25 protein-coding genes and 2 riboswitches are annotated in these 26,325 nt (G+C 44.7%); of the genes, 7 read left to right on the top strand and 18 right to left on the bottom strand.

Annotated features, from left to right (window positions below):
• Positions 1-47: 47 nt before the first annotated feature.
• From FYJ39_RS03260 to nifS, 4 genes are all read right to left on the bottom strand, one after another.
• A complete protein-coding gene (locus tag FYJ39_RS03260) occupies positions 48-1,319 on the bottom strand; it encodes an N-acetylmuramoyl-L-alanine amidase (protein WP_154471018.1) in 1,272 nt (423 codons plus the stop codon).
• Positions 1,316-2,368: a tRNA 2-thiouridine(34) synthase MnmA gene (gene mnmA / locus FYJ39_RS03255; protein WP_407923823.1), complete on the bottom strand. Its 1,053-nt coding sequence runs from the start codon at positions 2,366-2,368 to the stop codon at positions 1,316-1,318. Before mnmA ends, FYJ39_RS03260 begins: the two co-directional genes overlap by 4 nt.
• A gap of 20 nt (positions 2,369-2,388) precedes the next feature.
• Positions 2,389-2,826: a Fe-S cluster assembly scaffold protein NifU gene (nifU, locus tag FYJ39_RS03250; protein ID WP_154471016.1), complete on the bottom strand. Its 438-nt coding sequence runs from the start codon at positions 2,824-2,826 to the stop codon at positions 2,389-2,391.
• An 86-nt stretch (positions 2,827-2,912) separates the two neighbouring features.
• Positions 2,913-4,109 (bottom strand): cysteine desulfurase NifS, encoded by a 1,197-nt coding sequence (nifS, locus tag FYJ39_RS03245; RefSeq protein ID WP_154471015.1) that lies wholly within the window; start codon positions 4,107-4,109, stop codon positions 2,913-2,915.
• A gap of 207 nt (positions 4,110-4,316) precedes the next feature.
• Here nifS and FYJ39_RS03240 point away from each other — a divergent pair, with 207 nt between their 5' ends.
• A complete protein-coding gene (locus FYJ39_RS03240; RefSeq protein ID WP_154471014.1) occupies positions 4,317-5,870 on the top strand; it encodes a polysaccharide biosynthesis protein in 1,554 nt (517 codons plus the stop codon).
• A 111-nt stretch (positions 5,871-5,981) separates the two neighbouring features.
• Positions 5,982-7,364, top strand: a complete 1,383-nt coding sequence (locus FYJ39_RS03235) for an MATE family efflux transporter (protein ID WP_154471013.1) — start codon at positions 5,982-5,984, stop codon at positions 7,362-7,364.
• Positions 7,365-7,405: 41 nt separating this feature from the next.
• On the opposite strand, the gene FYJ39_RS03230 is transcribed toward FYJ39_RS03235, so the two are convergent.
• From FYJ39_RS03230 to FYJ39_RS03220, 3 genes are all read right to left on the bottom strand, one after another.
• Positions 7,406-7,972, bottom strand: coding sequence for a folate family ECF transporter S component (locus FYJ39_RS03230; protein WP_154471012.1), 567 nt, complete (start codon positions 7,970-7,972; stop codon positions 7,406-7,408).
• 126 nt (positions 7,973-8,098) lie between these two features.
• Positions 8,099-8,218: riboswitch (THF riboswitch) on the bottom strand.
• Between the two features lie 106 nt (positions 8,219-8,324).
• Complete coding sequence (locus tag FYJ39_RS03225) at positions 8,325-8,831, bottom strand: YcxB family protein (RefSeq protein WP_154471011.1); 507 nt, start codon at positions 8,829-8,831, stop codon at positions 8,325-8,327.
• Positions 8,832-8,873: 42 nt separating this feature from the next.
• Positions 8,874-9,422 (bottom strand): phosphatase PAP2 family protein, encoded by a 549-nt coding sequence (locus FYJ39_RS03220; protein ID WP_154471010.1) that lies wholly within the window; start codon positions 9,420-9,422, stop codon positions 8,874-8,876.
• A 235-nt stretch (positions 9,423-9,657) separates the two neighbouring features.
• Between FYJ39_RS03220 and FYJ39_RS03215 the strand changes: the two genes are divergently transcribed.
• Complete coding sequence (locus FYJ39_RS03215) at positions 9,658-10,677, top strand: PTS transporter subunit IIC (RefSeq protein WP_154471009.1); 1,020 nt, start codon at positions 9,658-9,660, stop codon at positions 10,675-10,677.
• Positions 10,678-10,700: 23 nt separating this feature from the next.
• On the opposite strand, the gene FYJ39_RS03210 is transcribed toward FYJ39_RS03215, so the two are convergent.
• From FYJ39_RS03210 to FYJ39_RS03190, 5 genes are all read right to left on the bottom strand, one after another.
• Positions 10,701-11,462: an ABC transporter ATP-binding protein gene (locus tag FYJ39_RS03210; RefSeq protein WP_154471008.1), complete on the bottom strand. Its 762-nt coding sequence runs from the start codon at positions 11,460-11,462 to the stop codon at positions 10,701-10,703.
• Positions 11,463-11,520: 58 nt separating this feature from the next.
• Positions 11,521-12,534, bottom strand: coding sequence for an ABC transporter substrate-binding protein (locus tag FYJ39_RS03205; protein WP_154471007.1), 1,014 nt, complete (start codon positions 12,532-12,534; stop codon positions 11,521-11,523).
• A 42-nt stretch (positions 12,535-12,576) separates the two neighbouring features.
• On the bottom strand, positions 12,577-13,347 hold the full coding sequence (locus FYJ39_RS03200) for an ABC transporter permease (RefSeq protein ID WP_154471006.1): 771 nt from the start codon (positions 13,345-13,347) through the stop codon (positions 12,577-12,579).
• Positions 13,316-13,612: a thiamine-binding protein gene (locus tag FYJ39_RS03195; RefSeq protein ID WP_154471127.1), complete on the bottom strand. Its 297-nt coding sequence runs from the start codon at positions 13,610-13,612 to the stop codon at positions 13,316-13,318. Before FYJ39_RS03195 ends, FYJ39_RS03200 begins: the two co-directional genes overlap by 32 nt.
• A gap of 73 nt (positions 13,613-13,685) precedes the next feature.
• A riboswitch (TPP riboswitch) is annotated at positions 13,686-13,795 on the bottom strand.
• A gap of 236 nt (positions 13,796-14,031) precedes the next feature.
• Positions 14,032-14,259, bottom strand: a complete 228-nt coding sequence (locus FYJ39_RS03190; RefSeq protein WP_154471005.1) for an HPr family phosphocarrier protein — start codon at positions 14,257-14,259, stop codon at positions 14,032-14,034.
• Positions 14,260-14,597: 338 nt separating this feature from the next.
• On the opposite strand from FYJ39_RS03190, the gene FYJ39_RS03185 reads away from it, so the two are divergent.
• Together FYJ39_RS03185 and FYJ39_RS03180 are read left to right on the top strand one after the other, a co-directional pair.
• Entirely contained in the window at positions 14,598-16,154 is a 1,557-nt protein-coding gene (locus FYJ39_RS03185; RefSeq protein WP_154471004.1) for a response regulator, read from the top strand.
• A complete protein-coding gene (locus tag FYJ39_RS03180; RefSeq protein ID WP_154471003.1) occupies positions 16,151-18,037 on the top strand; it encodes a cache domain-containing sensor histidine kinase in 1,887 nt (628 codons plus the stop codon). The genes FYJ39_RS03185 and FYJ39_RS03180 overlap by 4 nt, the downstream gene beginning before the upstream one ends.
• Positions 18,038-18,536: 499 nt before the next feature.
• Here FYJ39_RS03180 and FYJ39_RS03175 read toward each other — a convergent pair whose 3' ends face one another.
• Both FYJ39_RS03175 and FYJ39_RS03170 read right to left on the bottom strand, forming a co-directional pair.
• Positions 18,537-19,856: a Rep family protein gene (locus tag FYJ39_RS03175; protein WP_154471002.1), complete on the bottom strand. Its 1,320-nt coding sequence runs from the start codon at positions 19,854-19,856 to the stop codon at positions 18,537-18,539.
• Positions 19,857-20,354: 498 nt separating this feature from the next.
• Complete coding sequence (locus FYJ39_RS03170; RefSeq protein WP_081034142.1) at positions 20,355-20,564, bottom strand: helix-turn-helix domain-containing protein; 210 nt, start codon at positions 20,562-20,564, stop codon at positions 20,355-20,357.
• A 120-nt stretch (positions 20,565-20,684) separates the two neighbouring features.
• On the opposite strand from FYJ39_RS03170, the gene FYJ39_RS03165 reads away from it, so the two are divergent.
• Positions 20,685-21,089: a hypothetical protein gene (locus FYJ39_RS03165; protein ID WP_154471001.1), complete on the top strand. Its 405-nt coding sequence runs from the start codon at positions 20,685-20,687 to the stop codon at positions 21,087-21,089.
• Between the two features lie 34 nt (positions 21,090-21,123).
• Here the strand turns inward: FYJ39_RS03165 and FYJ39_RS03160 are convergent, their stop codons facing one another.
• A complete protein-coding gene (locus FYJ39_RS03160; RefSeq protein ID WP_154471000.1) occupies positions 21,124-21,516 on the bottom strand; it encodes a hypothetical protein in 393 nt (130 codons plus the stop codon).
• Positions 21,517-21,534: 18 nt separating this feature from the next.
• Entirely contained in the window at positions 21,535-22,494 is a 960-nt protein-coding gene (gene mobV / locus FYJ39_RS03155; protein ID WP_154470999.1) for a MobV family relaxase, read from the bottom strand.
• Positions 22,495-22,879: 385 nt separating this feature from the next.
• Here mobV and FYJ39_RS03150 point away from each other — a divergent pair, with 385 nt between their 5' ends.
• Positions 22,880-24,157, top strand: coding sequence for a tyrosine-type recombinase/integrase (locus tag FYJ39_RS03150; RefSeq protein ID WP_195840365.1), 1,278 nt, complete (start codon positions 22,880-22,882; stop codon positions 24,155-24,157).
• 117 nt (positions 24,158-24,274) lie between these two features.
• Here the strand turns inward: FYJ39_RS03150 and FYJ39_RS03145 are convergent, their stop codons facing one another.
• Positions 24,275-25,738: a recombinase family protein gene (locus FYJ39_RS03145; RefSeq protein WP_154470997.1), complete on the bottom strand. Its 1,464-nt coding sequence runs from the start codon at positions 25,736-25,738 to the stop codon at positions 24,275-24,277.
• Positions 25,735-26,091: a helix-turn-helix domain-containing protein gene (locus FYJ39_RS03140; RefSeq protein WP_117548279.1), complete on the bottom strand. Its 357-nt coding sequence runs from the start codon at positions 26,089-26,091 to the stop codon at positions 25,735-25,737. The genes FYJ39_RS03145 and FYJ39_RS03140 overlap by 4 nt, the downstream gene beginning before the upstream one ends.
• Positions 26,092-26,325: the final 234 nt, after the last annotated feature.

Here is a 26,325-nt window from a genome sequence, read left to right as displayed (position 1 = left end):
GTCTATATAAAAAAAGAGACTGTAAGAAAATGTTAATCATTTCCGCCTTATCTTCCAAAATATTGATTGACCCCTGCTACCAGACCGTCCCCAAGCTTGTCCAGCGTGGCCTGTGAGTAATCAGAGGCCCTGTCTCCCAGTTCAATATCAATGGAGGGTACTGTTGAATAGGAGGTCTGGGTCAGATCCATCGCCATGGAGCCGCCGGAAAATATCTTAACTCCCTTTCCCTTAAGACCTGCCACCAGGCTTTCACCTAATGCGTTATGCTTCTGCCAGTTGGATTTTACAGGCTCCATGTTCCGATAGGACTCCACATTCGGCACACTCATATAAAATGCTCCCTTGTCAGACTCTGTGGAATCCCAGTGGAGAGCAATGTGACAGTCACTGGCATTGTTGGCAATCACAGTTCTTGCCACATTATCGAGCTGTACGTCGTCGCTCTCCCGTATCATCAGCACATCATATCCTGCCGCCAGCAGCTTATCCTTGAAAACGTTTGCCATTGCAAGAGTTACTCTGCTCTCAGGAGTGCCATCCAGAAATGTCATCCCACTAGATACTGCTACTGCCGTGACTGCTCCCGCTCCGGTCGTCCCCCCAGTCACCTTGGGTGTGCCGTCTGGATGGCAAAGTGTCTTTACCGAGGAGCCTCCTAAGGTGCCATGACCTGCATTGACACAGATTGTTATATCCTTTCTTTCCGCAGCATGAGAGCGATACATAGTGGCTGAACCGGAATTGATCTTAGAGAACTTTGCGTATTTCCAAGAACCGTCCAGAGAAACCGGACTGTCTGACAACACCTTATCAAAGGCCTCTTTCTGCTCCGGCGCCTCAGTGGATATGTAAGCTGTGGCAATGTAGCCAGAAAAGCCCTTATAGTTTACTCTGGTCCACTGATCGTTTTTGCCGGTACGAAGAAGCTTAGTACCTGGGACTACATAAGTCAGGATATTGGAGCCGTCTGAGGTATCGCAGGCAGAGCGTATCCGGACGCTTCCGCCTCCAGGGGTTTTTACATAAACCATATCCTCCTCCGCCTCAAATTCCGGTACGGAAGCTGTGGTACGCTCTGTCTCCAGCCTGCTGGTCTCAGCCGCAGCCAAGGACTCCCTCTCCTCCTGTCCAAAGCCGGCTATGCTCTGATCCGGGCCTGTCTCCCGGCTCTCAGGCCGGAGAGCTTCCGCCTGGGCTCTCATACCTTCTCCGGCTGTATATTGGCTGCACCCCGCAGCTGCCAGAGCGCAGCCTAAAACAGCCCCAGTCATCACACTGCGACGTATGGTTCTTCTAAGGTTTAGTTTCTTTCTCATATAATTGTTCCTCCGCCAACTACATAGGGTCCGTCATAAAATACCACGGCCTGTCCCGGCGTAGCTGCACGAACCGGCTCATGGAAGGTACACTCTACCAGATCTTCTCCTACCTGGCGAATGGTACAAGGTGCGCCCCGGTGGCTGTACCGTATTTTTGCCATTACCTCCACAGACTTTCCCTCAAGGCCCTCAATCGCTATCCAATTCAGCTTACTGCAGCACAAAACATTGGTAAATACGTCCTCGGACTCTCCTATAACGACCTCATTCGTTTCCGGGCGGATTTCCACCACAAATACCGGGCGTCCCATGGAAAGGTTCAGCCCTTTGCGCTGACCAATGGTATAGTGGGAAATACCCTTGTGACGTCCTAAAATATTTCCCTGCAAATCCACAAAATTCCCCTGTGGGAGCCGCTCTCCTGTATATTCCTCGATAAAGCCGGCATAATCATGATCAGGGATAAAGCAGATCTCCTGACTGTCAGGCTTTCCTGCCACCTGAAGACCGATCCTGTCAGCTATCGATCGGATCTCTTCCTTATGGTAGCCTCCTACAGGCATCAGGGTATGGGAAAGCTGTTCCTGGGTCAGATTATAGAGGGCATAGGTCTGATCCTTGGCAGCTGTCACCGAGGTTTTCAGCCCATAGCGTCCTCCCGGCAGCTTCTCTATCTGGGCGTAATGACCGGTGGCAATATAGTCCGCGCCCAGCCCTAAGCTTCTCTGCAGAAGGGATTCCCATTTCACGAAGCGGTTGCATGCGATGCAGGGATTGGGCGTGCGGCCATGAGTATACTCCTCTGCAAAATAATCCATCACATGCTCTCTGAATTCCTCTTTAAAATTCATGACATAATAAGGAATCCCCAGATCCATAGCAACACGGCGGGCATCATCCACAGCACTTAAGCCGCAGCATCCTCCCTCTGCCTCCTGAACCTCAGATTCCTTATCCTGCCATATCTGCATGGTTACGCCAATTACATCGTAGCCCTGCTCCTTTAACAGCCAGGCAGCCACGGAGGAGTCCACTCCTCCTGACATGCCCACTACTACTCTCTTTCTCAATAGTCTTCCCCGTCTTCCTCTTCCTCAATATTATCCTTCGGCGGCTCCAAACCTTCTATGGTAATTCCGTTCTTCTGCGCATAATCCCAAAGCGCGGCATGGATCGCCTCCTCCGCCAGCAAAGAGCAGTGTACCTTTACGGGAGGTAAGCCATCAAGGGCTTCCATCACAGCCTTGTTGGTCACTGTCATGGCTTCTTGAATTGTCTTACCCTTTACCAGCTCTGTAGCCATGCTGCTGGTTGCGACGGCAGCGCCGCAGCCAAAGGTTTTGAACTTTACGTCCCGTATCACCTGATTTTCATCAATATCCAGATAAATTCGCATAATATCGCCGCATTTGGGATTGCCTACGGTTCCCATGCCGCTTGGGTTTTCTAATTCACCCACATTTCTTGGGTGTTCAAAGTGATCCATTACTTTTTCTGTGTACATCTATATTCCTCCTGTAACATTCCATTATTGTTATTTCTGTCCGACGCTTATCAGATATCCGCATAACCGGTTCTCTGCATCTCTGCTTATCCAACTCTCTTTTTCGAATTTTTTCTCATATAGTCCTCATACAGAGGGGACATTCCCCGCAGATAGGCTACAACTTCCTTAATCTGCTCTGCCACATAGTCAATCTCTTCTCTGGTATTCTCCTCGCTGAGGGTCAGGCGGAGAGAGCCGTGGGCAATCTCATGAGGCAGGCCGATAGCCAGCAGCACATGGGACGGATCCAGAGAGCCCGAAGTACATGCAGAGCCGCTGGAACCGCAGATTCCCGCCATATCCAGCTTAATCAGAAGGGATTCTCCCTCAATAAACTGGAAAGCGAAATTCACGTTGTTAGGAAGGCGGCTGGTACGGGAACCATTAATTCTGGCAAAGGGCACCTCGTCCATCACCCGCTTCATCAGATAATCCCGGAGCTCCGTCTCCTTTTTCGTCCTTTCTTCCATATTGGCCATGGCAATCTCCACTGCCTTTCCGTAGCCTACGATGCCAGGTACATTTTCCGTACCTGCCCGGCGCTTGCGTTCTTGAGCTCCTCCATGGATAAAGGAACGGATCTTCACACCTTTACGGATATAAAGGAAGCCGATTCCCTTAGGCCCGTTCAGCTTGTGTCCGCTGGAACTTAACATATCAATATTGTACTCGTCTACATTAATAGGCACATGGCCGTAGGCCTGTACCGCATCTGTATGAAATAAAATTCCATGCTCTTTCGCAATCGTTCCGATTTCCTTGATCGGTTCAATGGTGCCGATTTCGTTATTTGCAAACATGATAGAGATAAGAATCGTGTCGGGACGGATCGCTTTCTTAAGCTCATCCAGTTTTACTGTGCCATACTCATCTACATCCAGATACGTCACCTCAAAGCCACGCTTCTCCAGATACTGACAGGTATGAAGGACTGCATGATGCTCAATCTTGCTGGTGATGATGTGCTTCCCCTTTCCTTCATATGCCTCAGCAGTAGCAATCAGAGCCCAGTTATCTGCCTCGCTGCCTCCTGCTGTAAAATATATTTCATTGGTTTGCGCCCCAAGGGACTTGGCAATGGTTTCTCTGGCATGGCTCACGGCACGCTTGCTCTCTGTGGAAAAATCATATATGGATGAGGGATTTCCATAGCGCTCCGTAAAATAAGGGAGCATTGCCTCCACCACTTCCGGCCTTGTTTTTGTAGTAGCCGCATTGTCCATATAAATTACCTGCTTCATAATTAAAAAATCCGCCTTTCTGTAGTCCTAAAGTTAAAAGCTTCATCTACATTTCCTACTATATCATAGTATTCCTACAATTTCAATATGAATACCTGTATTTTATTTGATACTGCCAGCATAGGTTAATCATTTCACGCTCCTGAATCGAATAATCCTTTCAGCCCCCACATATACTTTCAATAATTCTCACCCTTTGGAGCTTTCATGAAGAATCCTTTTACTGCGTCCGATCCGGCTGCCAAAAGGCTTTCTCCCCGAAAGATGGCCTTTATAACCGGCACTTTGCTCCTCACCTCCACTGGTTTCATATGCAGGATTCTGGGATTTTTTTACCGAATTTTCATGTCCAGAACCATCGGAGCTGAGGGACTGGGGATTTATAATATGGTGCACCCCATATTTTCCATCTGCTTTGCAGTATGCGCTGGTTCCATCCAGACTGCCCTGTCCCAATATGTGGCTGCCAACCAGACTAAGGGAAAGGCTGTCTTTAAGACAGGCCTTTTGATCGCTATGGCCCTGTCTTTATTCCTGGCCTGGGGCATTTACAGCAACGCCGGCTTTCTGGCACGAAGGCTTCTTCTGGAGCCAAGATGCGCCCCTTATCTCCCTGTAATGGCAGTTTCCGTGCCCTTTGCCGCCCTGCATGCCTGCATCAACGGATACTACTACGGTATGCAAAAAGCCAATGTCCCTGCCTTCTCTCAGGTAGCGGAGCAGATTATCCGCATGGGGGCCGTATTTCTAATTGCCACTGTCTGGCTGGACTCCGGACGGGAGATTACTGTCAGCCTGGCCGTCTATGGACATTTAATCGGAGAAATGGCTTCTGCCCTGTTCACCATGCTGGCCCTGGGCTTCTTTCCGCCAAAGGGCAGCCAGACCCAGTCCTCCCAGTCCAGGCTTTCCTTTCCCTCAGCCGCAGCTCCCCTGATGGCTTTGGCCCTTCCGCTCATGGGTAACCGCCTGATCCTCAATGTTCTTGGAAGTGCAGAAGCAATCTGGATTCCCAATAAGCTGATGCGCTCTGGTCTTTCTAACTCTGAGGCTCTGTCTATTTACGGAGTCCTTACCAGCATGGCTCTTCCCTTTATCCTTTTCCCCTCTGCCATCACCAACTCCATGGCTGTGCTTTTGCTTCCAACAGTAGCTGAAGCCCAGGCAGACGGCAATGAAGGCAGAATTTCCTCCATCATTTCCATGTCTCTGCGCTACAGCTGCTATATGGGAATCCTATGCATCGGTGTCTTTACTCTCTTTGGAAACCAGTTGGGCATCAGCGTATTTCACGACCAGAACGCAGGCCGCTTTATCACTATTCTCTCCTGGCTCTGTCCCTTCATGTATTTGGCTACTACTATGGGGAGCATTTTAAACGGCCTTGGAAAAACCTCCGTCACCTTTTTACAAAATGTGTGCGCTATGGTCATACGGCTGGCCTTTGTCCTCTTTGCGATCCCCAATTTCGGTATACTGGGCTATCTCTACGGCATGCTGGCCAGTGAGCTGGCTCTGGCTCTTATGAGCTTTCTGACCGTTAAACAGCTGGTTCCCTTTCGGTGGGACAGCATCAATATGATTATAAAGCCAGCCCTCCTTCTGCTTGTGTCCATCGGCATCTATCTGGCCTTTTCCCAGGCGTTTTCCTGCTTTTACCAGCTGCCGGTGTTTATAGAAACCTCCATTCATATCGGCCTTATCAGTCTGTGCTATATGGGATTGCTGCTGCTATTTCACAAGAAGCAGCCGCTGCCTTAGCAGCGGCCTTTTAGGAGCTCTTGGCAAAATTCCACCATTGACATTCTCCACTTTTAGAGCTATAGTTAATCATTATTTACTTTTATCTATTGCAGAAGGGGTTGAGTAGTTATGGCAAATAAAAACGAGGCCAAGGAAGTCGATCTTGGGTCAGGAAGCGTCGGAAAGCTTCTTTTTCAACTGGCTGTTCCTGCCATTGCGGCACAGATCATTAACGTTCTATACAACATGGTTGATCGTATGTACATCGGGCATCTTCCCAACGTAGGGGCCAATGCCCTAACCGGAGTAGGCGTAACCTTTCCTGTGATCATGGCAATCTCCGCCTTTGCCGCCCTGGTCAGCATGGGAGGAGCTCCCAGAGCCTCCATCATGCTTGGAAAGGGCAATAAGGAGGAGGCTGAGCATATTCTGGGCAACTGTACCGCTGCGCTGATTGGAATTGCAGTTGTTCTCACCGCCTTTTTTCTTATATTCGGCCGCCGGATTCTTCTTATGTTCGGAGCCAGCGATAATACGATAGAATACGGCTGGTCCTATATGCAGATTTACGCACTGGGCACTATTTTCGTACAGCTGGCGCTGGGGCTGAATGCCTTCATCAACGCCCAGGGATATGCAAAAACCGGTATGCTGACTGTGTTAATCGGCGCAATCTGCAACATTATTTTAGATCCTATCCTCATGTTTGGCTTTCACATGGGAGTGCGGGGCGCCGCTCTTGCTACGATTATATCCCAGGGGATCTCTTCCGCCTGGGTAGTGCTATTTTTAATTTCCAGAAAAAGCTACCTTAACATCCGTCTTCGGTATATGCGTCCTAAGAAGGAGATCCTGTTTCCTGCCATTGCTCTTGGAGCTGCTCCCTTTGTGATGCAGTTTACAGAGAGCATACTGAATATCTGCTTCAATACCTCTCTTTTAAAGTACGGCGGCGACGTAGCTGTAGGAGCTATGACCATTATGGGAAGCGTAATGCAGTTCTCCCTTCTGCCTCTTCAGGGAATGACCCAGGGCGCACAGCCCATAATCAGCTTTAATTATGGAGCAAAAAAGCTGGAGCGTGTCAGCAGGGCCTTTCGGCTTCTTCTGTCAGTCTGTATGGGATATTCTACAGCTATGTGGCTTATCTGCATGTTTGCGCCTATGGTTTTCATCAATATCTTTACAAAGGACGCCGCTTTAATCTCCTTCAGCACCTGGTCCATCCATATTTATATGGCTGCCGTTCTGCTGTTCGGCGCACAGCTGGCCTGCCAGCAGACCTTCATTGCTTTGGGAGACAGTAAAACTTCCCTGTTTCTTGCATTGCTGCGCAAGGTTATCCTGCTGATACCGCTTATTTATATCCTGCCTAACTTCTTTGAAAATAAGGTATTGGCCGTATTCATGGCAGAACCGATTGCAGATACAATCGCTGTGTGTACCACAGTTCTTTTGTTTATTATCTCCTTTGGAAAGCTGAAGCGGAACCTGTCACAGGACGCCCGCTAAGCAGGCGTCAGGCTCCAGTTAAGAAATGCCCAAATCAGTCCTTAGTTTACAGATACTTTGTTTTTCCTAAAAACCCGAAACACGCCTGCCATCTCCAGAAGCTTAGAAACATGAAAGAAAATGAGAGAATCAATGGGCCAGAGAATCAGGTTCTGAAGGATGCGGGGCGGCAGCAGTGTCATAAACGCCTTTCCGTAAAGAACCGAAAGGCAAAGAGTATTCAGTATGACATTGCACACCAGTCCAGAGACAAAGAGGGCCGCCAGCACTCTAAAAAGGCTTAAGGGCCTTTGGTAGAAAAAGCAGCCGTAGATGCACCCTTTTAAAACCATAACAAAGGTTAAAGCGGGAAAAAACGCTCCCACAGGCTTTACCAGATATTTGAGGATATCCAGCGCTCCGGCAAAAACGCTTCCCACAACCGGGCCGAAGAGATATCCGGAAATCATAACAGGAATCCCCGCAAAGCTAATCCGCATATGCTCCATCTGTATGCTCACAGACCCCAGGGCTATTCCTACGGCAGCCAACATGGCACAGATGGTAATCGTCCTTACTTGCTTTAGCTCCTGCCAGGAGCCAGTAAACAAAGTTGCTAATTTCTTCATAAAATTACCTCCTTTGCAGACCTCTCAAACCACAAACGGAGATAATTATAAAAAGCAGCCTGAAGCATGGTAAACACATGCATTATGTGCATAACACGCAGACAGGCCGCTTATTTCTATCTCTGTTGCAGCGGGATGCGGCTTATGTACCGCAGGGGTCCTGATACAATTACGTACCCTTCCCCTTTCGTCCAGCTGACAACTCCCTGTTCAGCCGGCACTTAACGCACATATGCCTACTCTGCTTCTATGTATTTATTTGTAACATCTATATACTATACACATTTTTAATAAATATGCAAGTGTTTTTTTGCTTTCCTCTCGTTTCCTTCCTCTCCCATTTATCCAAACCTTACAGCGCCACCTTGGCGTTAACACATTTATCTTTTATAAACCCCCTGAACTCATCCAGGCTTCCCTTTACAAACCCATCCGGATGAATGATAATGCCATTTTGTCTGCTAATCATTAAAACATACATTTTTTCCCAATCATAAACCTTCATGATTTGGGAATATTCAACCGCCAAAGCAAGGCTTCCTTCCACTACCTGTATCTTATCTCCAAAGGTAATTACGGTTTCAACCTGTTTCCCATTATGTATCCGCCTTTCATGCTCTCTCATCTGTCTCAGCGTATATACAGGGGTAAGCAGCATCACAGCCACAGATACAATCAATGCCGCCGCGTCAATCCCAATCCAAATATAATTTTGCTCCACCATATAAGCCGCAAGCATAACCGTCCCTAAGACCGTACAAGCCAGTCCATACCTTCTGACCCTCCCGCAGAGTATTCTACGGACATATACCTCCGTCATTTTCTCATCTTCATAATATCTGTTTTCAAATTCTACCATTCCTTCCTCCCCCCTGTCTTTTAGTATATTCGAAAATGAACCTCAATCATAAGACCGTGGGCGCCTGCTTTCTCGTCTATCTCTCAGACCCTGCCCTTTGAACACACAATATGCAATTACAGTCCCCATAGCGGCTCCAGCCAGCACATCCGTAGGAAAATGCACAAAAAGATAAAGCCTTGAAAATGCAATCAGCAGAGCCAGCATACATGCTGGAAGACCCCACTTTTTATTAAATAAATAGATGGAAACCGCACCCTCAAAGCTAACAAGGGTATGTCCTGATGGGAAGGAAAAATCCTTTGGGCTGTGAATCAGAAGCTGCACCGATGGCTCCAGCCAGCAGGGGCGCGGGCGAGCTACAATATTTTTCAGCAAGACATTGCCAAGCAGCGCACCGATTCCCATGGATACCAACATGCACCCGCCCAGTCTCCTGGTCTTTGGCACTGCAAACAGCACACTCCCCAAAAGAAGCCACAGCCAGCCCTTATCTGCCAGAGAGGTAACAAAAACTAGCAGCCTGTCTGTAACAGGCGTGCGAAGCTCCTGAAGTCCATATAACATCTGCAATTCAATATCGATAACCATTCACCTCGTTGTAAGCGCTTAGAGCCTATCTTTTGGACTCTTTTAGGGGATACATATCACTGCCAATCCCCTGTTTGTATCATTATATCCCAGCCTATATAAAATTTCAATCTGTTATTTTTTTAACGATATAATGGAATTTTCAACAAAATACTTGCATTTTTATAAATTTGTGATAAAATCCCTAACCAAACCCAAGCTTCACTAAAATCTGGGTAAAAGGGAGAATCCGAGTATGAAAGGTACAATCAAAAACTTTTTGAAGCGTAAAAATGTTAACATCACCGTACAGGCCTACCTGATAGACGCTCTTGGCGCTATGGCCTTTGGTCTTTTCTCTTCCCTGCTAATCGGCACTATCTTCGCAACCCTGGGACAGCAAACCGGCGTAGAGCTTTTCAACGTGATTGCAGATTACGCAAAAAGCGCCACAGGGGCAGCTCTGGGTATTGCCATTGCCCACGCTTTAAAAGCTCCTCAGCTGGTATTGTTCTCCGCAGCCACGGTAGGTATTGCCGGCAATGCTCTTGGCGGTCCTGTAGGCGCGCTGGCAGCTACCGTCATTGCCTCTGAGCTGGGAAAAATCGTGTCCAAGGAAACCCGTCTGGATATTATTATAACTCCCGGTGTAACCATTATTTCAGGGGTTCTGGCAGCCCAGCTTGCAGGTCCTGGTATCGGCCGGTTCATGACCTGGTTCGGCAATATAGTAAAAACTGCCACAGACATGCAGCCGTTTCTCATGGGTATTCTGGTATCTGCCCTGATCGGGATCGCTCTGACCCTTCCCATCAGCAGCGCAGCCATCTGTATTGCCCTGACGCTGGATGGCTTGGCCGGAGGCGCTGCCACAGCCGGGTGCTGCGCTCAGATGATTGGTTTTGCAGTTATGAGCTACCGGGAAAATAAAATCGGTGGCCTCTTAGCTCAGGGACTGGGAACCAGTATGCTGCAGATGGGCAACATTGTATTAAACCCGCGAATCTGGATCCCGCCTACGCTGGCCTCTATGATAACGGGCCCTGTCGCCACTGTCATATTCAAAATGGAAAACATACATACTGCCTCCGGTATGGGTACCTGTGGCCTGGTAGGCCCTATCGGCGTATTCACAGCTATGGAAAAAGGCTCCAGGATGTGGTTAGGTATCCTCCTTGTATGCTTTGTCCTTCCGGCTCTTCTGACCTTGCTATTCGGGGAAATATTGAGGAAGCTTGGCTGGATTAAGCCAGGAGATTTAAAGCTGGATTTGTAAAAAGCTGGAGCAGCCCGGTATCTCTACCAACCGGCTGCTCCTGTCTCCGATTCTAAATGATGCAGAATCTCTCTCTTATACTCCAGAAAGTCCTCCGTCAGCTTAAAGTCCTTCCGCCTTGGCTTTGGCTCCTTAATAGCCACCTCTTTGGTAATGCGCCCCGGCCGCCCTGTCAGCAGATAAATACGATCCGACAGCAAAATTGCCTCATCAATATCATGGGTGATAAACAGGGTAGAAAGCTGAATCTGCTCCATTACGTCCAGATACCATTCATGAATTCCCTGCTTAGTCAGCATATCCAGAGCCGAAAAAGGCTCATCCAAAAGAGCTACGCTGTTAGAAAACAGATAGGTACGAAGGAGGGCCGCCCGCTGGCGCATGCCTCCGGAAAGCTGGGCCGGATAACGCTTCTGGGTTCCCTCCAGGCCAAACTGTTTAAAATAGCTGCCTGCCTTCTCCCTGGCCTCCTTTTTTTTCATTCCCTTGACCAGCAACGGAAGAGCCACATTATCCTCAACGGTCCGGTAGGGGAGCAAAAGATCCTTTTGAAGCATATAGCTCACATGCCCCGGCTTGCCTGTAATATCCTCACCATCCAGAAGAATTCGGCCCTTATCCGGATTTAAAAGCCCGGACGCCACATTAAAAAGAGTTGTCTTTCCCCCTCCGCTGACTCCTAAAAGAGATACCAGCTCGCCTGTATGAAGCTCTAGTGAAATATCCTCAATGATCACCTCGCCGTCAAAGGATTTTCGAATACCTTCTACCGTTAAATATCCCATCCTTTCTCCTCCCGGTCAATCCAGCTTTTCAAAAACTGCCCTGGCTTCTCCCTTTTCCTTATTCCGGCAGATATTCATTGGAAAATCCTGTGTTTTCGGGAATCCTGGTCTCCGTCAATCCATTTTCACCAAGCCATGTATAAAACCGGTTCCATCTGTCAGGATCAATATAGCCCCACTTAGGCGCGTCATCCTTATACCGGTCAGCCAAATACTTCTGACTGGCAAGAACCAGCTTCTCATCCAGCTCAGGCGCTGCCTTGCAGAGAATCTTTGCCGCTCCCTCAGGATCGGCCGCCGCATCCTCATAGCCTTTTGCCACCGCCCTTAAAAATGCTTTGGCAGTCTCCGGCTGACTCTCTAAAAACTCGTTATTTCCAATAATTACAGGCGTATAATAATCAAAAACAGGATTCAAATCAGAAAAGGCAAAGTAATCTGTCTCCAGATTTTCCAGCTCCATCTTCACTCCGGCCCATCCATAGAAAACCCAAATGGCATCCACAGACTTCGACTTAAGAGCTGACACCTCATCTGTCACTGTACTGGGAATGAGCTCTACCAGAGAGAAATCTCCCCCATCGCCTTCCACCACATTCTGCACCATCGCCTTTTCCACAGGCAAATTCCAGGTGGCGTATTTTTTGCCCTCCATTCCCCTGGGCCTGTCCATTCCCTCTCCCTTACGTGAAATGATACCGGATGTATTATGCTGAATCACACTGGCTACTGCAGTTACTGGCAGAGCATTATCCCCAGCCAGAGCAGGAGCCAGGCCATCCTGGAAGGAAATTCCAAACTGAGCCTTGCCAGATGCCGTCAGCACCTCTGCGCCATCTTCCGGCGGCTGTACCAGATTTACTTTGAGCCCTTCCTCTGCAAAATACCCCTTCTCCTGTGCTACATAAAGTCCCGTATGGTTCGTATTGGGTGTCCAATCCAGCACAAAGGTAAGCTCCTTAAGCCCCTCCCCCTCTGCTTTTGCGCCAAGCGATCCGGCTCCAGACGGATGACTGCATGCTGCTGTCAGAAGGCAGACTGCTGCTGCCGCTATAACAAATCCTTTTTTCATCGTTTTTCTCCTCATCTGTCTTTTATCTACCATCCATATCCATTATTTTCTTTGAAATGCCTCCCAGGGCATGCAAAGCTTCTGTAATCGCTCCACTGCCCACATGAGCAGCAGGCTAATAGCAGAAATCAAAAAAATAACCGCAAACATTTTATCAAAAGAAAATGCCTTTTTAACTCTGAGCATATAGACGCCCAGGCCATTAAAGCCGCCCAGCCACTCAGAAATCACCGCTCCCACCACCGCATAGGAAGCGGATATCTTAAGTCCTGAAAAAAAAGGCCCCATGGCTCCCGGAAGCTTAATATAACGAAATATCTGAAGCCTGCCCGCACCCATAGCCCTAAGCAGGTTCACAGCGGCAGGGTCTGCCGCCTGAAAGCCGTTGAGAAGTCCTACGGCAATCGGAAAGAATGTAGTTATAACAATTAATATAATCTTCGGCGTCATTTCGTAGCCAAACCACAGGACAAGAAGGGGCGCAATGGCAATGGCCGGCACCGTCTGCGTCAGCACAATGAGAGGATAGAAGGCCTGATAAAGCCGCCTGCAATGATCCATCACTACAGCCGCTCCAAAGCCTACCGCCACTCCTATCATAAGACCTGAGAAGGCTTCCATCAAGGTAGTGCCGGCATTGCGCATCAATGCCCCAAACTCATCCGCAAAGGCCCTCGCCACCTGAACCGGCGACGGAAGCATAAACTCCCCTACCAGCCCTGTCCACGTCACAAGCTGCCATACTATCAGGATCAGAAAAAGGGCTGAGCAGGACCAGATCCTACTGGTGGTGCTTTGCAACCTTTGTTTCAATCGAAAGCACATCTCCTTCCGGGCGGTAGGAAACCTTGATATAGGCGGCCACAGAAGGCGCCCCGGCTCTTACCGCAATATGCTGGCACTCCTTTACAATATCCATAAGCTGATCATAATCTCCCTCAATGGTTGTTTCAAAGGGACCTACGTAATAGCTAAGACCGGTGCTCTTAATGTAATCAATCACCTCATCTATAATGCGGATTAGCTCACTGTCATTGGCTGCCTCTGGCAGGGACTGAATTGCAACGCTTGCATTCATCATATCTTCTCCTTTTCCTCTTTTTAAAAATTGTAAAAGCCCTTCCCGGATAAAAACCGGGCAGGGCTTATAAGACAAAGGTCTAGGCATTTCCTACGCTGGCATTATCCAGATCAGGTTTCAGGGTTCGAAATCCGCAGGTTCCGTCTCAGCCGGTTCAATCCAGCACCCCTTTTCAATTTTCTTGCCTCAGTATACTACATACCTGTATAAAAGTCAATATAGCTCTGGAGTTATAGCGTCGAATACGCTGATCCGCTGTTATTTTGCCTCCTGTTTCCAGATATAGCTTGACCGCCTGATATGCGCCCCACGACATGGCCGAATCCGGAAGCTTGGGCTATAACAAGAAGGCCGGCAGCATATCTGCGCCGGCCCGTATCTGTCTTTCATTCAAGATTGTCCCCATAAGGCCTTGCTTATGCGGCAAAGGGAGCGATTTCCTCCAGAAGTCTGTCACATTCTTCTGTATGAAGAATCAACTCGACTGTCTTGGACTTAGCCAGGGATAATACCCCAACAACGGATTTTGCATCAACGATACGGCTGCCGCATCTTACATCCGCGTCATAGTCATATCGGCAGATAATTCTGACAAAATTAATAATCTGCTCTGCCTGATCGAATTTTACCATTACACGCTTCATCTAATCTCACCTCCGTATCTTGATTTATAGAGAATCACCGTCAGATCCGTGGGGGAATTTTTACTTACAGTAAGCTAGGATCTGACAGCGCTTATCTGCTTATCCTTTGATTTCCTTTTGATGTTCTTAATTATACACCAGGAAAAGCAGGATATCTATGGTAATATTTTTTTATTTTCTGTAATATTTATAAAAAGTAAAATATCCCAAAACTACTGTAGATATAGAAACAGACCTTCCGGTTATTTTTCTTATTTTGATTGCAAATCTGCCAATTCTTGATAAAATAGTTGTATTAATACAAATTTAATTCCACATCAGAATGGAGGCAGCGTTCCATGAAGCTTCTGATTATAGACGATGAAAAACTTACAAGGGAAGGAATAAAAGACAGCCTGGATTTGGAAGGCCTGGGCATTACGCAGGTTTTTTTGGAGGACGACGGAATTCATGGACTTAATACAGCCCTTGATAAGGAGGCCGATATTGTTCTGACGGATGTGCGCATGCCCCGGATGAACGGCGTAGAAATGGCAGAAAAACTGTTAGAACAGCGCCCTAGTGCCGTTATCATTTTTATGAGCGCCTACTCGGATAAGGAATACCTGAAAGCTGCTATCAAGCTGAAGGCTGTCAGCTATGTGGAAAAGCCTCTGGATATGGAGGAGTTGGCTTCTGCCATACAGGAAGCGGCAGACAGCTGCAAGGCCCGTTCCATCCATCGGGCAGCTGCCCTGGCCCACGAAAAGGAGCAGTGGAACCACCTTACCATGCTCTTAATGGAGCCGGAGCAAGGCGGCCTTAAGAATCTGGATGCTCTCATCAGGGAGCTGGATCTCCCCATTAGTCCCTCTACATGGTTTGCAGCTGTTTTAATTGACTGCCTGGCACCTGTTACAGAGCTGCCTGAACACGCCGTCAGCCAACTGCAGGGCGATTTAAATACATATCTGGCAAAGGTTGATCTGGCTCAGATTTACCATATCCATGGGGATCGCTATATAACCATCTTTCTTTATTCCTCTGCCCGGCCCAGGGATGAGTCTATCTATTCCTGCGCTCTGTTCATCCGCGAAATTATGAAGAACTTCTGCCCCTTCTTCATCTCAGTTGGTCCAGTTGTCAGCGGTGCGCACAAGGCCCATTTATCCTACAAGGAAGCGGAAGAATATTTAAAAACGGGCTTTTTTCATGAATATGGAACAATTCTCACCTACAGAGAAGGTAACGAGGTATTTCGTCCACCCTCGGATGTGATGATGGATTTTACCTTTGCCCTGACCAACCGTCAGGAGGAGAAAGCCCTGGCCCTGGCAAAACAGCTTTTTACCTCTGTCAAACCCAGCCAAATGCTGCTCCCTAGTCATGTAAGGGATATCTATTACCGATATCTTAGCAAACTGGACGAGATTGGACTTAGCAGCTATGTTTCCCTGTGGCAGAAGGAGGGCCTCGATTCAGAATCCATATGGGAGGGCGTGACAGGCTGTACCATCTTACAGGAGCTTCATAACCTGCTGTGCGCAAAGCTGCGGCTTTATTTTGAAAGGCTACGACAGGGCAGCAGAGAAAATCCGGTCGTTTTTCAGGTAAAAGAATATATTCATAAAAACTATGCCGTACCTTCCCTGTCGGTACCGGATGTAAGCCAATACGTTCATCTGTCCTCCAGCTATGTGTGCACCATTTTTAAAAATGAAACAGGACAGACCTTAAACCAGTACCTGACAGATTACCGAATTAAAATGTCCAAGCAGCTTTTAAGCGATCCCAGATACAAAATCGCGGATATCTCCTCCAAGGTGGGCTACAGCGATGGCAACTATTACAGTAAAACCTTCAAAAAGCTGGTTGGCTTATCCCCTTCTGAATACAGGGAGAAAATGCTCTCATGAAACACCCGGTTAAACAGCTGATTCACCATTACACCTATGACATGAAATTAAAAACCAAGCTGGTTATATCCCACACCCTCCTGATTCTGCTGCCTACAGCAGTGCTGTCAGGCTTCCTTTTTATGCGTATTTATGGCATTGTTATAGAAAACAGAATACGCTCGGAGCAGGCTCTTTCCATTCAGACAGTCAGTTCCATTGAAAACCTGATCGCCCATGTATCCCATGCTGCCGGCGCTATTGCCAATACTATAACTGTACAGGATACCTTTCATGTACCAAAAGAACAGGCTGGACAAATGCGAATCTCTCCCTCCCGCCTCACCAGCCTGTACCATCTGGTGGACAGCACAAAGAACCGCTCCCTTGTAACAGCTGTTAAGATTTATTATGATGATTCTATCTACGGAGATTTGACGCAGTATAACAAACCCGAAAGTCCCCTCTTTACCCCTGTATCCTCTGTCAGCAGCAGCCATTGGTACGACAGATTCAGCGCCGGCAAATACAATCGTTTTCTTTGTCCTGAACAGTATCTTACACAAAAGGAGCTTGAATCAGACGGCAAACTAGCTTATATGATACGCATTCCCTATCAGGCTCCAGATGGCCGCAGCCTACAGAAGGAACAAGCCTCCGCATATATTGCTTTGTATCTCTCCTCAGAGAGCTTTGACAGCATCCTCAGAAACAATACCTCTGCCACAGACGAAGCGTCCTATATTATCAATGACCAGGATTTAATTGTTTCATCCACAGATTTGGCGCTGGCCAGCAAGTATTTTGTCCCCCATGCTCAACTTGAGCAACGGATAGGGAGGGCAGAAAATTTTTCCCTTGTTTCCTTTCTGGAAGGCTCCGCCTATGGAGCCTATTTTCCCATTCCTGACACGGACTTATACATGGTATCCATCATTCCGGCTGCCCACATTACATACGCAGGACAGTCTATGCTGATTTATTTCGGGGGAATTTATCTGTTTTTTGCAGCTGCTGCCCTTTTCTTTGCATTTTATCTATCCAATTCCATTGCCAACCGCATTATTGCCGTAGCCCTACAGATGGAAAAGGTCCGCACCGGCAGGCCTCAGCCTATGAACATATCCGATACAGGCTGTGATGAGATTGGTATTCTTACAGACACCTACAACTATATGACTGGGGAAATCAGTTCACTGATGGACAGACAGAGGAATACATCCGAGGAGCTTAGAATGGCAGAATTCAGGGCGCTGCAGGCCCAGGTAAATCCTCATTTTCTCTACAATACGTTGGATATGATTAACTGGCTGGCCCACACAGGAAGAAGCCAGGAGGTCACAGAAGCGATCCAGACTCTGTCCCGCTTCTACAAACTGACGCTGAGCCGGAGGGAGCTGATCAATCCGATTGCGAAGGAGCTTGAGCATGCCAGGCTCTATGTAAAGCTTCAAAATATGCGCTATGAAAACCGCGTGGACTTTGTCATAGATGTATCGGAGGAGTTGTATGAGTATACCATTCCAAAGCTGACCTTTCAACCAATTATTGAGAATGCCTTTCTCCACGGCATTATGGCCAAGGAGGAAAAACGGGGAAGCATTCTTCTGACAGGCTGGCGTTCCGGCAATGATATTGAATTTATTATTTCAGATGACGGGGCTGGTATTTCTCCCAAGAGGCTGGACGACCTGCTTAACGATGTAGCAGAAGGAGATAAATCAAACAGTGCCATACGGCCTGTGGCGCCTGGGCATATCGGCCTCTATAACACAAATCTCAGGCTTAAGAGCCTGTATGGAAGCCAATATGGCCTGCGCTTTACAAGCCGCCTGGGAGAGGGAACTGAAGTAACCATACGGATTCCGGCACGTCATATTGCAGAGGCTCCTTCCGTTTTATAGCCGGCTCTCCCTATCCCCGCTTTCTCTCTTTCTGAAACAGCTCTCTCCTGTATCCGAGAGAGCTTCCCTTTCCTATTCTAAGCCGCTGACCTTAAACTTCTTCACGCCCTCCAGAGTATTTCTCCATCTATAAACCTTAAATTCCACCCGGTTATCCGCAGAAACCTCTATTCCCTTTCCTTTTTATCCAAGCCCATGAAATTTGCCGCTCCCAGCTAAGCGGCAGCTTTAAACCCAATCCATGACTCAAATGCACCTGCTCAGCATTCAATCCTCTTTTCCCAATAACAAATTGGGAACCCTTGTAAATCAAGGATTCCCTCTCAAAATCATAATGCGGGAGATGGGACTTGAACCCATCTCTAAGCAGTAAAACACTAGAGAAATGGAGGGTTCCGAGGATAATGTTATCATTTGTTCCCAAATTTGTTCCCAAATTTGTTCCCAGAATGATAAACAAAAAAGCCGTTTCCGGCTTTGAATTTCTTACATTCTATGTTTATAACTGATTAAGTGGTACAGCTTTGTGTTCAGGGTGTGCCTCAAGATATTTCCATGGGTCATGTTTTACCTGTTCTATAATATCTTTAGGAATTGTAGGATATACGGCTTCAAACGGAATCGGTTCACCTATAACTCCTTCTGGCTTTTCCACTTTGATTTTTTGTTTTAACCTAGACTTGTCTACACCTAGCGAGTGGGCAAGTTTTTCTTTTTGTTCCTCGGCTGTTTCTGAATGTACATCAAATCTACTGTATGTATCATTTTCCATGATATGCTCTTTTCCGAAACGATGTGTTTCTTCATCATACCTCTTGCATAGAATTTCATCTCCTGTCATATGTATAACTGTTTTAATTCTCCTAAAAAACTGATGTGGGTCTTCATTAGGTCTCTTTGCAGACATTTCCTTCCAAAAATCTTCCGCTGAATCCGTAGTAGTAATAAATAGTAATTTACATTCTGTAAAGTGTTTATCATGAAACCTGCTTGAACCAGGTCTATCTTGAAAATTATCTAAAACGCCTTGCCAATCCTGAAATTCAAATGTATTACCTCTTACATCGTCTAACGCGAATGAGTCTTGACCTTTGTATGTTGCAAGAGGGTCTCTTTCAGAGGCAGAACGCTTAAAACTAAAACCTCGCTCTTTTGCTATAGTCTCTGCAAACGAACTTTTTCCTGTGCCACCTTTACCATATATATAAATAACTTCCATATTCCGTGTGTTCTGTTTCTCTAAAATTATGCTCCTATATTCTAAAGCATTTTTTATATGACTTCGGTATTTATCATATTCCCTGGCAGTTACAAATTCATCAATGTTAAATTCACGAACCGTACCATTTGCTATTAACTCAATAATTTCGCCTATTCGTTCGTCAGCAGCTTTTTTTGCATCTTTTTTGGCTTGCATATCCCGTATAGCTTGCAAACGCTCAGAATAATTGAAATTAGCAACCACTTCACTTTCAGCATATTGATGTTTTTCCGAAAAATTTTCATGAATAAGGTATTGTAGCATAGGTTCATACCTTCCACTTTTACTTGTTTGTATACACATCGTAGGCAATCCAAACCATGAAGCGATATCTGTAAGACGTCTACCTCTCGTCAACCTTAGTTCAATATGCCAATGTGGTTCTTTAGGCGTGCCATCTTCTTTTATATCTTTATCATGTAGTATATATGCCCATTCTTTTATATGGCCTGCCGTTGTATGCTCCGCTATTATGGAGAGCATTTTTTCTTTTGGCAAGAATGGAATTTGTGTCTGTACCTCACATAGGGTTGGTGTTGTGACTGTTTTCTCTGACATGCAAATCACCTCCAGTTTCAATAGCTTGCATTAAAACCATTCTGCAATATTGGGCTGTAGTCATACCATATGACTTTGCCTGCTGTCTGATTTTGTCCCTAAACTGTGAGGAAATATCAAAGTTCAATCTAATATAGTCACTCATTATATTTTTTACCTCCATAAATTTTATAGAACATATTTATGTTCCATCAACAATATGTGAGACTCGTTTGCTATTGAGTTAACTTTGAGTATCTTTATTTATTAAATATTTTCATTAATATTATAAGTATATCTTATTTTTTGAAATGCTTGCTTTTACATGAGTAAAAATGTGTAGTCTGTGTAATATGGATTTTGGCGGTGGGACAAGCTCTCCACCGCCTGTATAATGATAAAAACATTTGTTTTATCACCTTTCTTATTGTTGAGAAAAAATTGTGGTGTTGTGTACTGCATATTCTAAAGAGTAACGAAAAAGCTGTAAACAAAAAAAGAGGCTTATAATAGCCTGCTTTAATCTTTTACAAATTCAATTAAATCTCCTAAGTTGCAATCAAAATATTCACACAATTTACATACTAAATTTGCATCGATTCTTTGAAACTCGTCACGACAATATCTGTTAAAATTTGAACGTGGTATATCCAGTTCTTTACATATTGTATTTTTACTGATTTCACGTTCTTCTAAAAGTTCATTGATTCTCATATGCAAATGTGCCATATCCTCACCACCCTTTATTGATTCCATTATATCCAGTAAATATCTATCTAGTAATTCACTATATAGTGAGGTATAATATAGTGAGGTACTTACAAAAAAGTTTATAAATGGAGGAAATTGATGGAAACTTATGACTATCAGCATGAAATAGGCTTTATCAATGAAATGGAAGCAAAAATTGAAACTTTATCAGAGGGCGAAGCAAAAGAGGTATCTGAATTTATTGATATGCTCAAAAAAAAGACTGTACAGGAACAAACTACACATTCTTTAGAATGGATTAAAGTCGCAATATTACCAATATTGCAGGAATATGCAAAAAAAACATGCTCCCTTCTCATTATAGAGGAAGCCCATGATTCTGTTATAATAGCCACACTTAAAAATGATATTGGATATGATATTGCAGAAAATAGCAGACTTATAAAAATGCTGTTTAATTTGGCAAACCATGTAGGAATTGAATCCGAAGATGGCAAAACCTGCATTTCACTGGTCTTTGATGGTGCTAATCTTGTAATGTAATAACAATTTGGGCACTCTGAAAGGGTGCCCATACTTACAATTCTATATCTGCTTCACTTGAATCTATACATTGTGTCTCAAAATGTTCCCGTACCCGTTCAAATTCTTCTGAATCATATGCTAATACTTCTTTCTTGATATATTCATCAAATGATATAGCTGTATCTCTTTGAGCCTGTTCAAAAAGCTTCAGACGCATATAAGCATAATACAAAGCCTGTAAGACCTCTTTTACATTAGCCCTATACTGTTCCCAGTCTTCTAAATCCATAACAGCTATAGGCTTTTTCCTATGCCAAGGCTGCTTGATTGTCAAAGAGGGTATAATAATATCTTCTGTGTCTATCCATTCAAGATATATCTGTTCTCGCTCGTCCATTAAAACTTGTTCAATAATTATTTGCAAATCATCATCATTTATTGTCATTGATATAATCTCCTTTATTTATCTGCCACGTTCCCGGTTCACTGTAATAATCTGATTTGGTGGTTTCTCTCCCATGGCTATTTTAATTGATTGATTAATCCGCCCAAGAACATGCGGACTTTTTTGTAAAACCTTTGCTAATTCATCAACTGTTTGATTTTCTAATCTGCCCAACGTTAATATTGCCTCCTGTTTCTGTTCAATCTGTTTTTTTAATAATTTGGCCTTATATATGGACTGTTCTTCATGTTTTCTGTCCGTACCACGATTGCCACGTTCTAAACCATATTTACTTGCCACTTGCTCATGAAATAAATCCTGCATCTGTCTGTATGACTGTCTTCCTCCACGCTCTGCCCAGAATTGGCTTCTGTTAATACTTGACGGCTCATCAACATATTCATAAAGTGTTTTGCCATCTGAACCTTTTGCCCTTATAGCATGGCCTCTTTCATTCCGAATACAGCGTCCTTGTTCGTCCTTTAAGTATACGTCCTTGCGTTTCCTTTTACCGCAAATAACTGGAATATAATCAACATGGAGATGTGGTGTCTCTTCGTCGAAATGAAGCGTTGCAGAAAGCAGATTTTCTTTTCCTATGTACTCTTTTACGAATTTCAGCGAATCATTAAAATACTGACAAATTTCTTTTGGAATATCTGTTTTGTCCCATTCCCTGGCAACAATTTTATCCCATCCTAGCTGCTTAAAAAAATCTGGTGAGGCAGTTATAACAATCTGTTCCATGGCAATTTGATTTTTCTTTCCTGCATAATTTAATCCATAATGTTCTATATGCGTTTTCCAGAGCTGATATAAGGTCTTTCTATCTTTATTACCTAAAGTAATATTAAGACGGCTTCTGGCCTCGTCTATGCTCGTATTCTTATGATTATATTTATGTCTGTATTCTTCACGTCCAATGCTATTTATGCTTCCGCTAGTATATCTAGCCACTCTAATTATTTGGTTACCCATATCCAGCCCTCCTCATTGCCATCATCTTATTAAAGGGACAATGTCCCTAACGTTCGTCCTCCGGAGGGTAGCCATGCTTATTCATAACTCCTAGTGGGATATTCCGTCCCTATAAAATAAATTAATTATTTTAGTTCCATTTTCCAATTTTCACTACATTATATCCACGAGACGGAGAGGCACCACGGCGATGCTCCTCCTCCGTCCGCGGCCGCATTTATAGCATCACACCACTATAAAAAGTAATCAAAAAGAAATTTTACTCAACCGACCAGAAATGACAAGACTGTTTTTCACTTTGTTTCTATGTTATAATTAAAGTGACTTAAATAACAGCCAATCATTAGAGGTTGGGTAACATTGATTGGCAGGAGAAATGGAAATAATGTTAGATAAGTCAGAAATGGACATTGGCAATTTAATAAATGGAGTAAATGATAACATTATCCGTAAGATAAAAGATACAATTATGGATAATAGAACAAAAGCATTAAAAAAGCATAATAGAAAAATCAGTACTTTGAAAGATGGACGGTATGCAACATATGTTGATGATATGACTAAAAAAGAAGGCCGACATAAACTGATAGCTCCCACCTACGAAGATTTGCTTGACAAACTTGCAGCATGGTATTTTAAAGAAGAAGCGATTATACCAGTTAAAGCCATACAAAAAGTCTTAACTTTGAAAAGTCTTTATTCTAAATGGAGCAGGGAAAAGCAACTAGATGGTAGAAGCTCAAATCCAACTCGTCTATGGTACGATTGGAAAAAATACTGCCTGGAAGAAGAATTATCCCATGATTTAATTGAGAAACCGCTAGGAAGTATTACAAGCTTAGAACTGAAAGAATGGGTAAATGCTTTAAATGATAAATATAATTTTAATGTACACCAATATTATAACGCTACCTCACCAGTACGGCAGATTTTAGAATATGCCACTGAACAAGGTTATATTAAAGCTAATCCATATAGCAAAAATCTTATTAGCAAAAAGAAGTTCATACAAGAAGAAAAAGAAGAACCAGAAACACAGGTATTCTTTGTTGATGAAATAGAGGAACTTTGGAATTTGGCACATGATGGAACAGCAACAGGCATTGCAATATGCTTTATGCTAAAAACCGGATTAAGACGGGCAGAACTACTAGGATTAAAATATTCCGACTTATCAAAGAGCGGAACTTATTTAAGTATAAACCGTCAGTATGTTTTTGATTTTGAGTTTGATAAAAACGGTAAACCGACAAAAAAGATTCCACATCTGGTAGAGAGAACTAAAACAAAAGCAGGAAAAAGGAAAATTTATCTGGTTCATAATGCCAGGGAATTATTGAATGAATTGAACGAATATAATAAGCTACATAACCTTACAGGTGAATTTATTTTTCAGTCTGAATTTTATGAGGATTTCCATATGGGATACGAAGCGGTAGAAAAGAAGCTGTACCGCATATGTGATAAAATGAAGACAATTCCTAAAAGTCAACACAAGCTTCGTAAAACATTTGTTTCAAAATTACTGGACGATGGAATCAATATTGATGAGGTCAGACGTATCGCCGGACATGAGAATGAGAAAACTACACTTAGGAATTATTGTTACAACAGATATAATAAAACACAGACGGAAGATATGCTTGAAAAGGCTTTAGCCTAACAAGTTGTTCCCAAAAGTGTTCCCAGAATTCTGTTTTTTGGGAACAAAATGGATTTGTTCCCAAAGACTAAAACAAAAAAGAAAGTCCGAAAAGCCTTATTATATAAGGTTTTCGGACTATCCAGTCAATGCACCGAGTACGGATAAATCCGAACCCTCAATCTCCGCCAACGTGATAGTCTTAGAACCGTCCTTATAGTTGAAAGTAAGGATTATCTTGTCCTCATAAAGATACACCGCATTTACAAAACTGTCAATCAGTCTTTGCCGTTGTTCCCGCTTTGTCACATCAAGTTTGCGGAAACGGTAAATGAAAAATGCTATCTGTTCTCTTGTAAGCAGGGGCTTGTGCATTTCCTCCTGCAAAATGCTGACTTCAAGCTGACTTTTAGTTTCCTCCAACTCGTCCAGTCTTTGCTTGGTGGATGGGGTAAAAATCCCCGCTTGAATGGCGTTGAGCATATTATTAATACCTTTTTCCGTTTCTGCAAGCTGCTTTTTCAAAAGGGGCAGGTCGGTGCTTTCTTTCTTCTGCAATTCCATCAGCGTATCAATCAGCCGTTCCATGACTTCATCATTCATAATTGCTTTCATGGTATAGTTGACAACCAAATCTTCAATCCAGTCTTTCTTGACCGCTTTCTTGTCGCAGAGCTTCTTTTTCTTGGTATTCACACAGCGATAATAACGGTGTACTTTCATCGTATGGCTTGTGCCGCTTTCTCCCACCATAAAGGAGCCGCATTTCCCACAGTACAGCTTCGTTGTCAAAAGGTAATCGTCCTCGGATTTGTGACGGGCGGGAGCCTTTTTGTTCTTCGCCAGCCGTTCCTGTACCCGTTCAAATAATTCTTTCGGGACAATCGCCGGAATACCGTCCTCCTTGACTACATCACGATAACTGTACTCGCCCATATAGCGGCGGTTCTTCAAAAGATGGTTCATAATATTCAGCGTGATTTTCCCGCCACGAATGGAACGCATACCTCTGTCATTTAATAGATTGACAAGTTCCTGCATGGTTGCTCCCTCGCTATACTTTGTAAACATTTCCAGCACCACCGGGGCAGTCTTGGGGTCGATTTGATAATACTGTTGTTCGTCAATATAATATCCCATCGGAACAGTACCGCCGTTGTACTTACATTTCAGCGCATTGTCGGTCAGTCCCCGAATAACCTTTTCAGAAAGCTCCGCAGAATAGTATTCCGCATACCCCTCCAACATGGCTTCCAGAATAATTCCCTCGCTGCCCTCGGAGATATTTTCCCTTGCGGAAATGACTTTCACACCGTTCTTTTTCAAATGGTTTTTATATCGTGCGCTGTCGTAACGGTTCCGGGCAAAGCGGTCTAATTTCCATACAAGTACAACATCAAACAAGCCCTTTGCGCTGTCTTTAATCATGTGCTGAAATTCGGGGCGGTTATCTGTTTTTGCTGACAATGCCCGGTCAATATAAGTCCCTAAAATTGTTATATCGTTGCGCTCTGCATACTCCTTACATTCCCGCAACTGTCCCTCAATACTTTCTTCTCGTTGGTTGTCAGAAGAATAACGGGCATAAATCACACCTTTCATTTTCTCTCCACCTCCATCATTTCAAGAAGCGTCTGTTTTAATTTTTCATTCAGCGGAGATTGCGGGTCAAAACACATTTCAATAAACTGTTTCATTTCCTCACTCCCTGGCGCAATCTTCGGACGGTGTTCATATAGCTTGCCTTGCGGATTGTCTGTCCGGGCAAGCAGGTAATCCAATGATACATCAAAATAATCCGCATACCTTACAAGCGTTTCCAAAGAGGGCGCCGACTGCCCTTGCTCATAGCGGTTGATACTGGACTGCTTCACTCCCAAAAGTTCCGCCATCTTTACCTGCGACAGCTTCACGCTTTCCCGCAATCTCCGCAGGCGTTCTCCTAATTCTTTCATGGGCTGTAACCTCCTTGTTTCCTCTATGCTTAGTATATCACTTTTACGGTTTTCTTTCAACCCGCATTAAGCATATTTTTAAGAAATATACTCGTAAAACGGATAGGAAAAACAAGGAGGGCTACAACATAATAAGCGGTCAATCCGGCTGCGGTCTTACAGCAAATTGCAACCGCTTATTTTGCATTTTGGAAGAAGTGTGGCTACACACTCCGACAAAATAGGGTTTCCAAA

Origin of the sequence: Clostridium porci, assembly GCF_009696375.1 — a bacterium.
In the GTDB taxonomy this organism is placed as follows: domain Bacteria; phylum Bacillota; class Clostridia; order Lachnospirales; family Lachnospiraceae; genus Enterocloster; species Enterocloster porci.
The sequence above is the reverse complement of the archived record's forward strand: the minus strand, read 5'-3'. Positions and strand labels throughout refer to the sequence as shown.

Coding starts and splice junctions, on each gene's coding strand:
- FYJ39_RS03260 (WP_154471018.1), bottom strand. CDS start 1,319: ATGAGAAAGAAACTAAACCTTAGAAGAACCATACGTCGCAGTGTGATG.
- mnmA (WP_407923823.1), bottom strand. CDS start 2,368: ATGTCAGGAGGAGTGGACTCCTCCGTGGCTGCCTGGCTGTTAAAGGAG.
- nifU (WP_154471016.1), bottom strand. CDS start 2,826: ATGTACACAGAAAAAGTAATGGATCACTTTGAACACCCAAGAAATGTG.
- nifS (WP_154471015.1), bottom strand. CDS start 4,109: ATGAAGCAGGTAATTTATATGGACAATGCGGCTACTACAAAAACAAGG.
- FYJ39_RS03240 (WP_154471014.1), top strand. CDS start 4,317: ATGAAGAATCCTTTTACTGCGTCCGATCCGGCTGCCAAAAGGCTTTCT.
- FYJ39_RS03235 (WP_154471013.1), top strand. CDS start 5,982: ATGGCAAATAAAAACGAGGCCAAGGAAGTCGATCTTGGGTCAGGAAGC.
- FYJ39_RS03230 (WP_154471012.1), bottom strand. CDS start 7,972: ATGAAGAAATTAGCAACTTTGTTTACTGGCTCCTGGCAGGAGCTAAAG.
- FYJ39_RS03225 (WP_154471011.1), bottom strand. CDS start 8,831: ATGGTAGAATTTGAAAACAGATATTATGAAGATGAGAAAATGACGGAG.
- FYJ39_RS03220 (WP_154471010.1), bottom strand. CDS start 9,422: ATGGTTATCGATATTGAATTGCAGATGTTATATGGACTTCAGGAGCTT.
- FYJ39_RS03215 (WP_154471009.1), top strand. CDS start 9,658: ATGAAAGGTACAATCAAAAACTTTTTGAAGCGTAAAAATGTTAACATC.
- FYJ39_RS03210 (WP_154471008.1), bottom strand. CDS start 11,462: ATGGGATATTTAACGGTAGAAGGTATTCGAAAATCCTTTGACGGCGAG.
- FYJ39_RS03205 (WP_154471007.1), bottom strand. CDS start 12,534: ATGAAAAAAGGATTTGTTATAGCGGCAGCAGCAGTCTGCCTTCTGACA.
- FYJ39_RS03195 (WP_154471127.1), bottom strand. CDS start 13,612: ATGAATGCAAGCGTTGCAATTCAGTCCCTGCCAGAGGCAGCCAATGAC.
- FYJ39_RS03190 (WP_154471005.1), bottom strand. CDS start 14,259: ATGAAGCGTGTAATGGTAAAATTCGATCAGGCAGAGCAGATTATTAAT.
- FYJ39_RS03185 (WP_154471004.1), top strand. CDS start 14,598: ATGAAGCTTCTGATTATAGACGATGAAAAACTTACAAGGGAAGGAATA.
- FYJ39_RS03180 (WP_154471003.1), top strand. CDS start 16,151: ATGAAACACCCGGTTAAACAGCTGATTCACCATTACACCTATGACATG.
- FYJ39_RS03175 (WP_154471002.1), bottom strand. CDS start 19,856: ATGTCAGAGAAAACAGTCACAACACCAACCCTATGTGAGGTACAGACA.
- FYJ39_RS03170 (WP_081034142.1), bottom strand. CDS start 20,564: ATGGCACATTTGCATATGAGAATCAATGAACTTTTAGAAGAACGTGAA.
- FYJ39_RS03165 (WP_154471001.1), top strand. CDS start 20,685: ATGGAAACTTATGACTATCAGCATGAAATAGGCTTTATCAATGAAATG.
- FYJ39_RS03160 (WP_154471000.1), bottom strand. CDS start 21,516: ATGACAATAAATGATGATGATTTGCAAATAATTATTGAACAAGTTTTA.
- mobV (WP_154470999.1), bottom strand. CDS start 22,494: ATGGGTAACCAAATAATTAGAGTGGCTAGATATACTAGCGGAAGCATA.
- FYJ39_RS03150 (WP_195840365.1), top strand. CDS start 22,880: ATGTTAGATAAGTCAGAAATGGACATTGGCAATTTAATAAATGGAGTA.
- FYJ39_RS03145 (WP_154470997.1), bottom strand. CDS start 25,738: ATGAAAGGTGTGATTTATGCCCGTTATTCTTCTGACAACCAACGAGAA.
- FYJ39_RS03140 (WP_117548279.1), bottom strand. CDS start 26,091: ATGAAAGAATTAGGAGAACGCCTGCGGAGATTGCGGGAAAGCGTGAAG.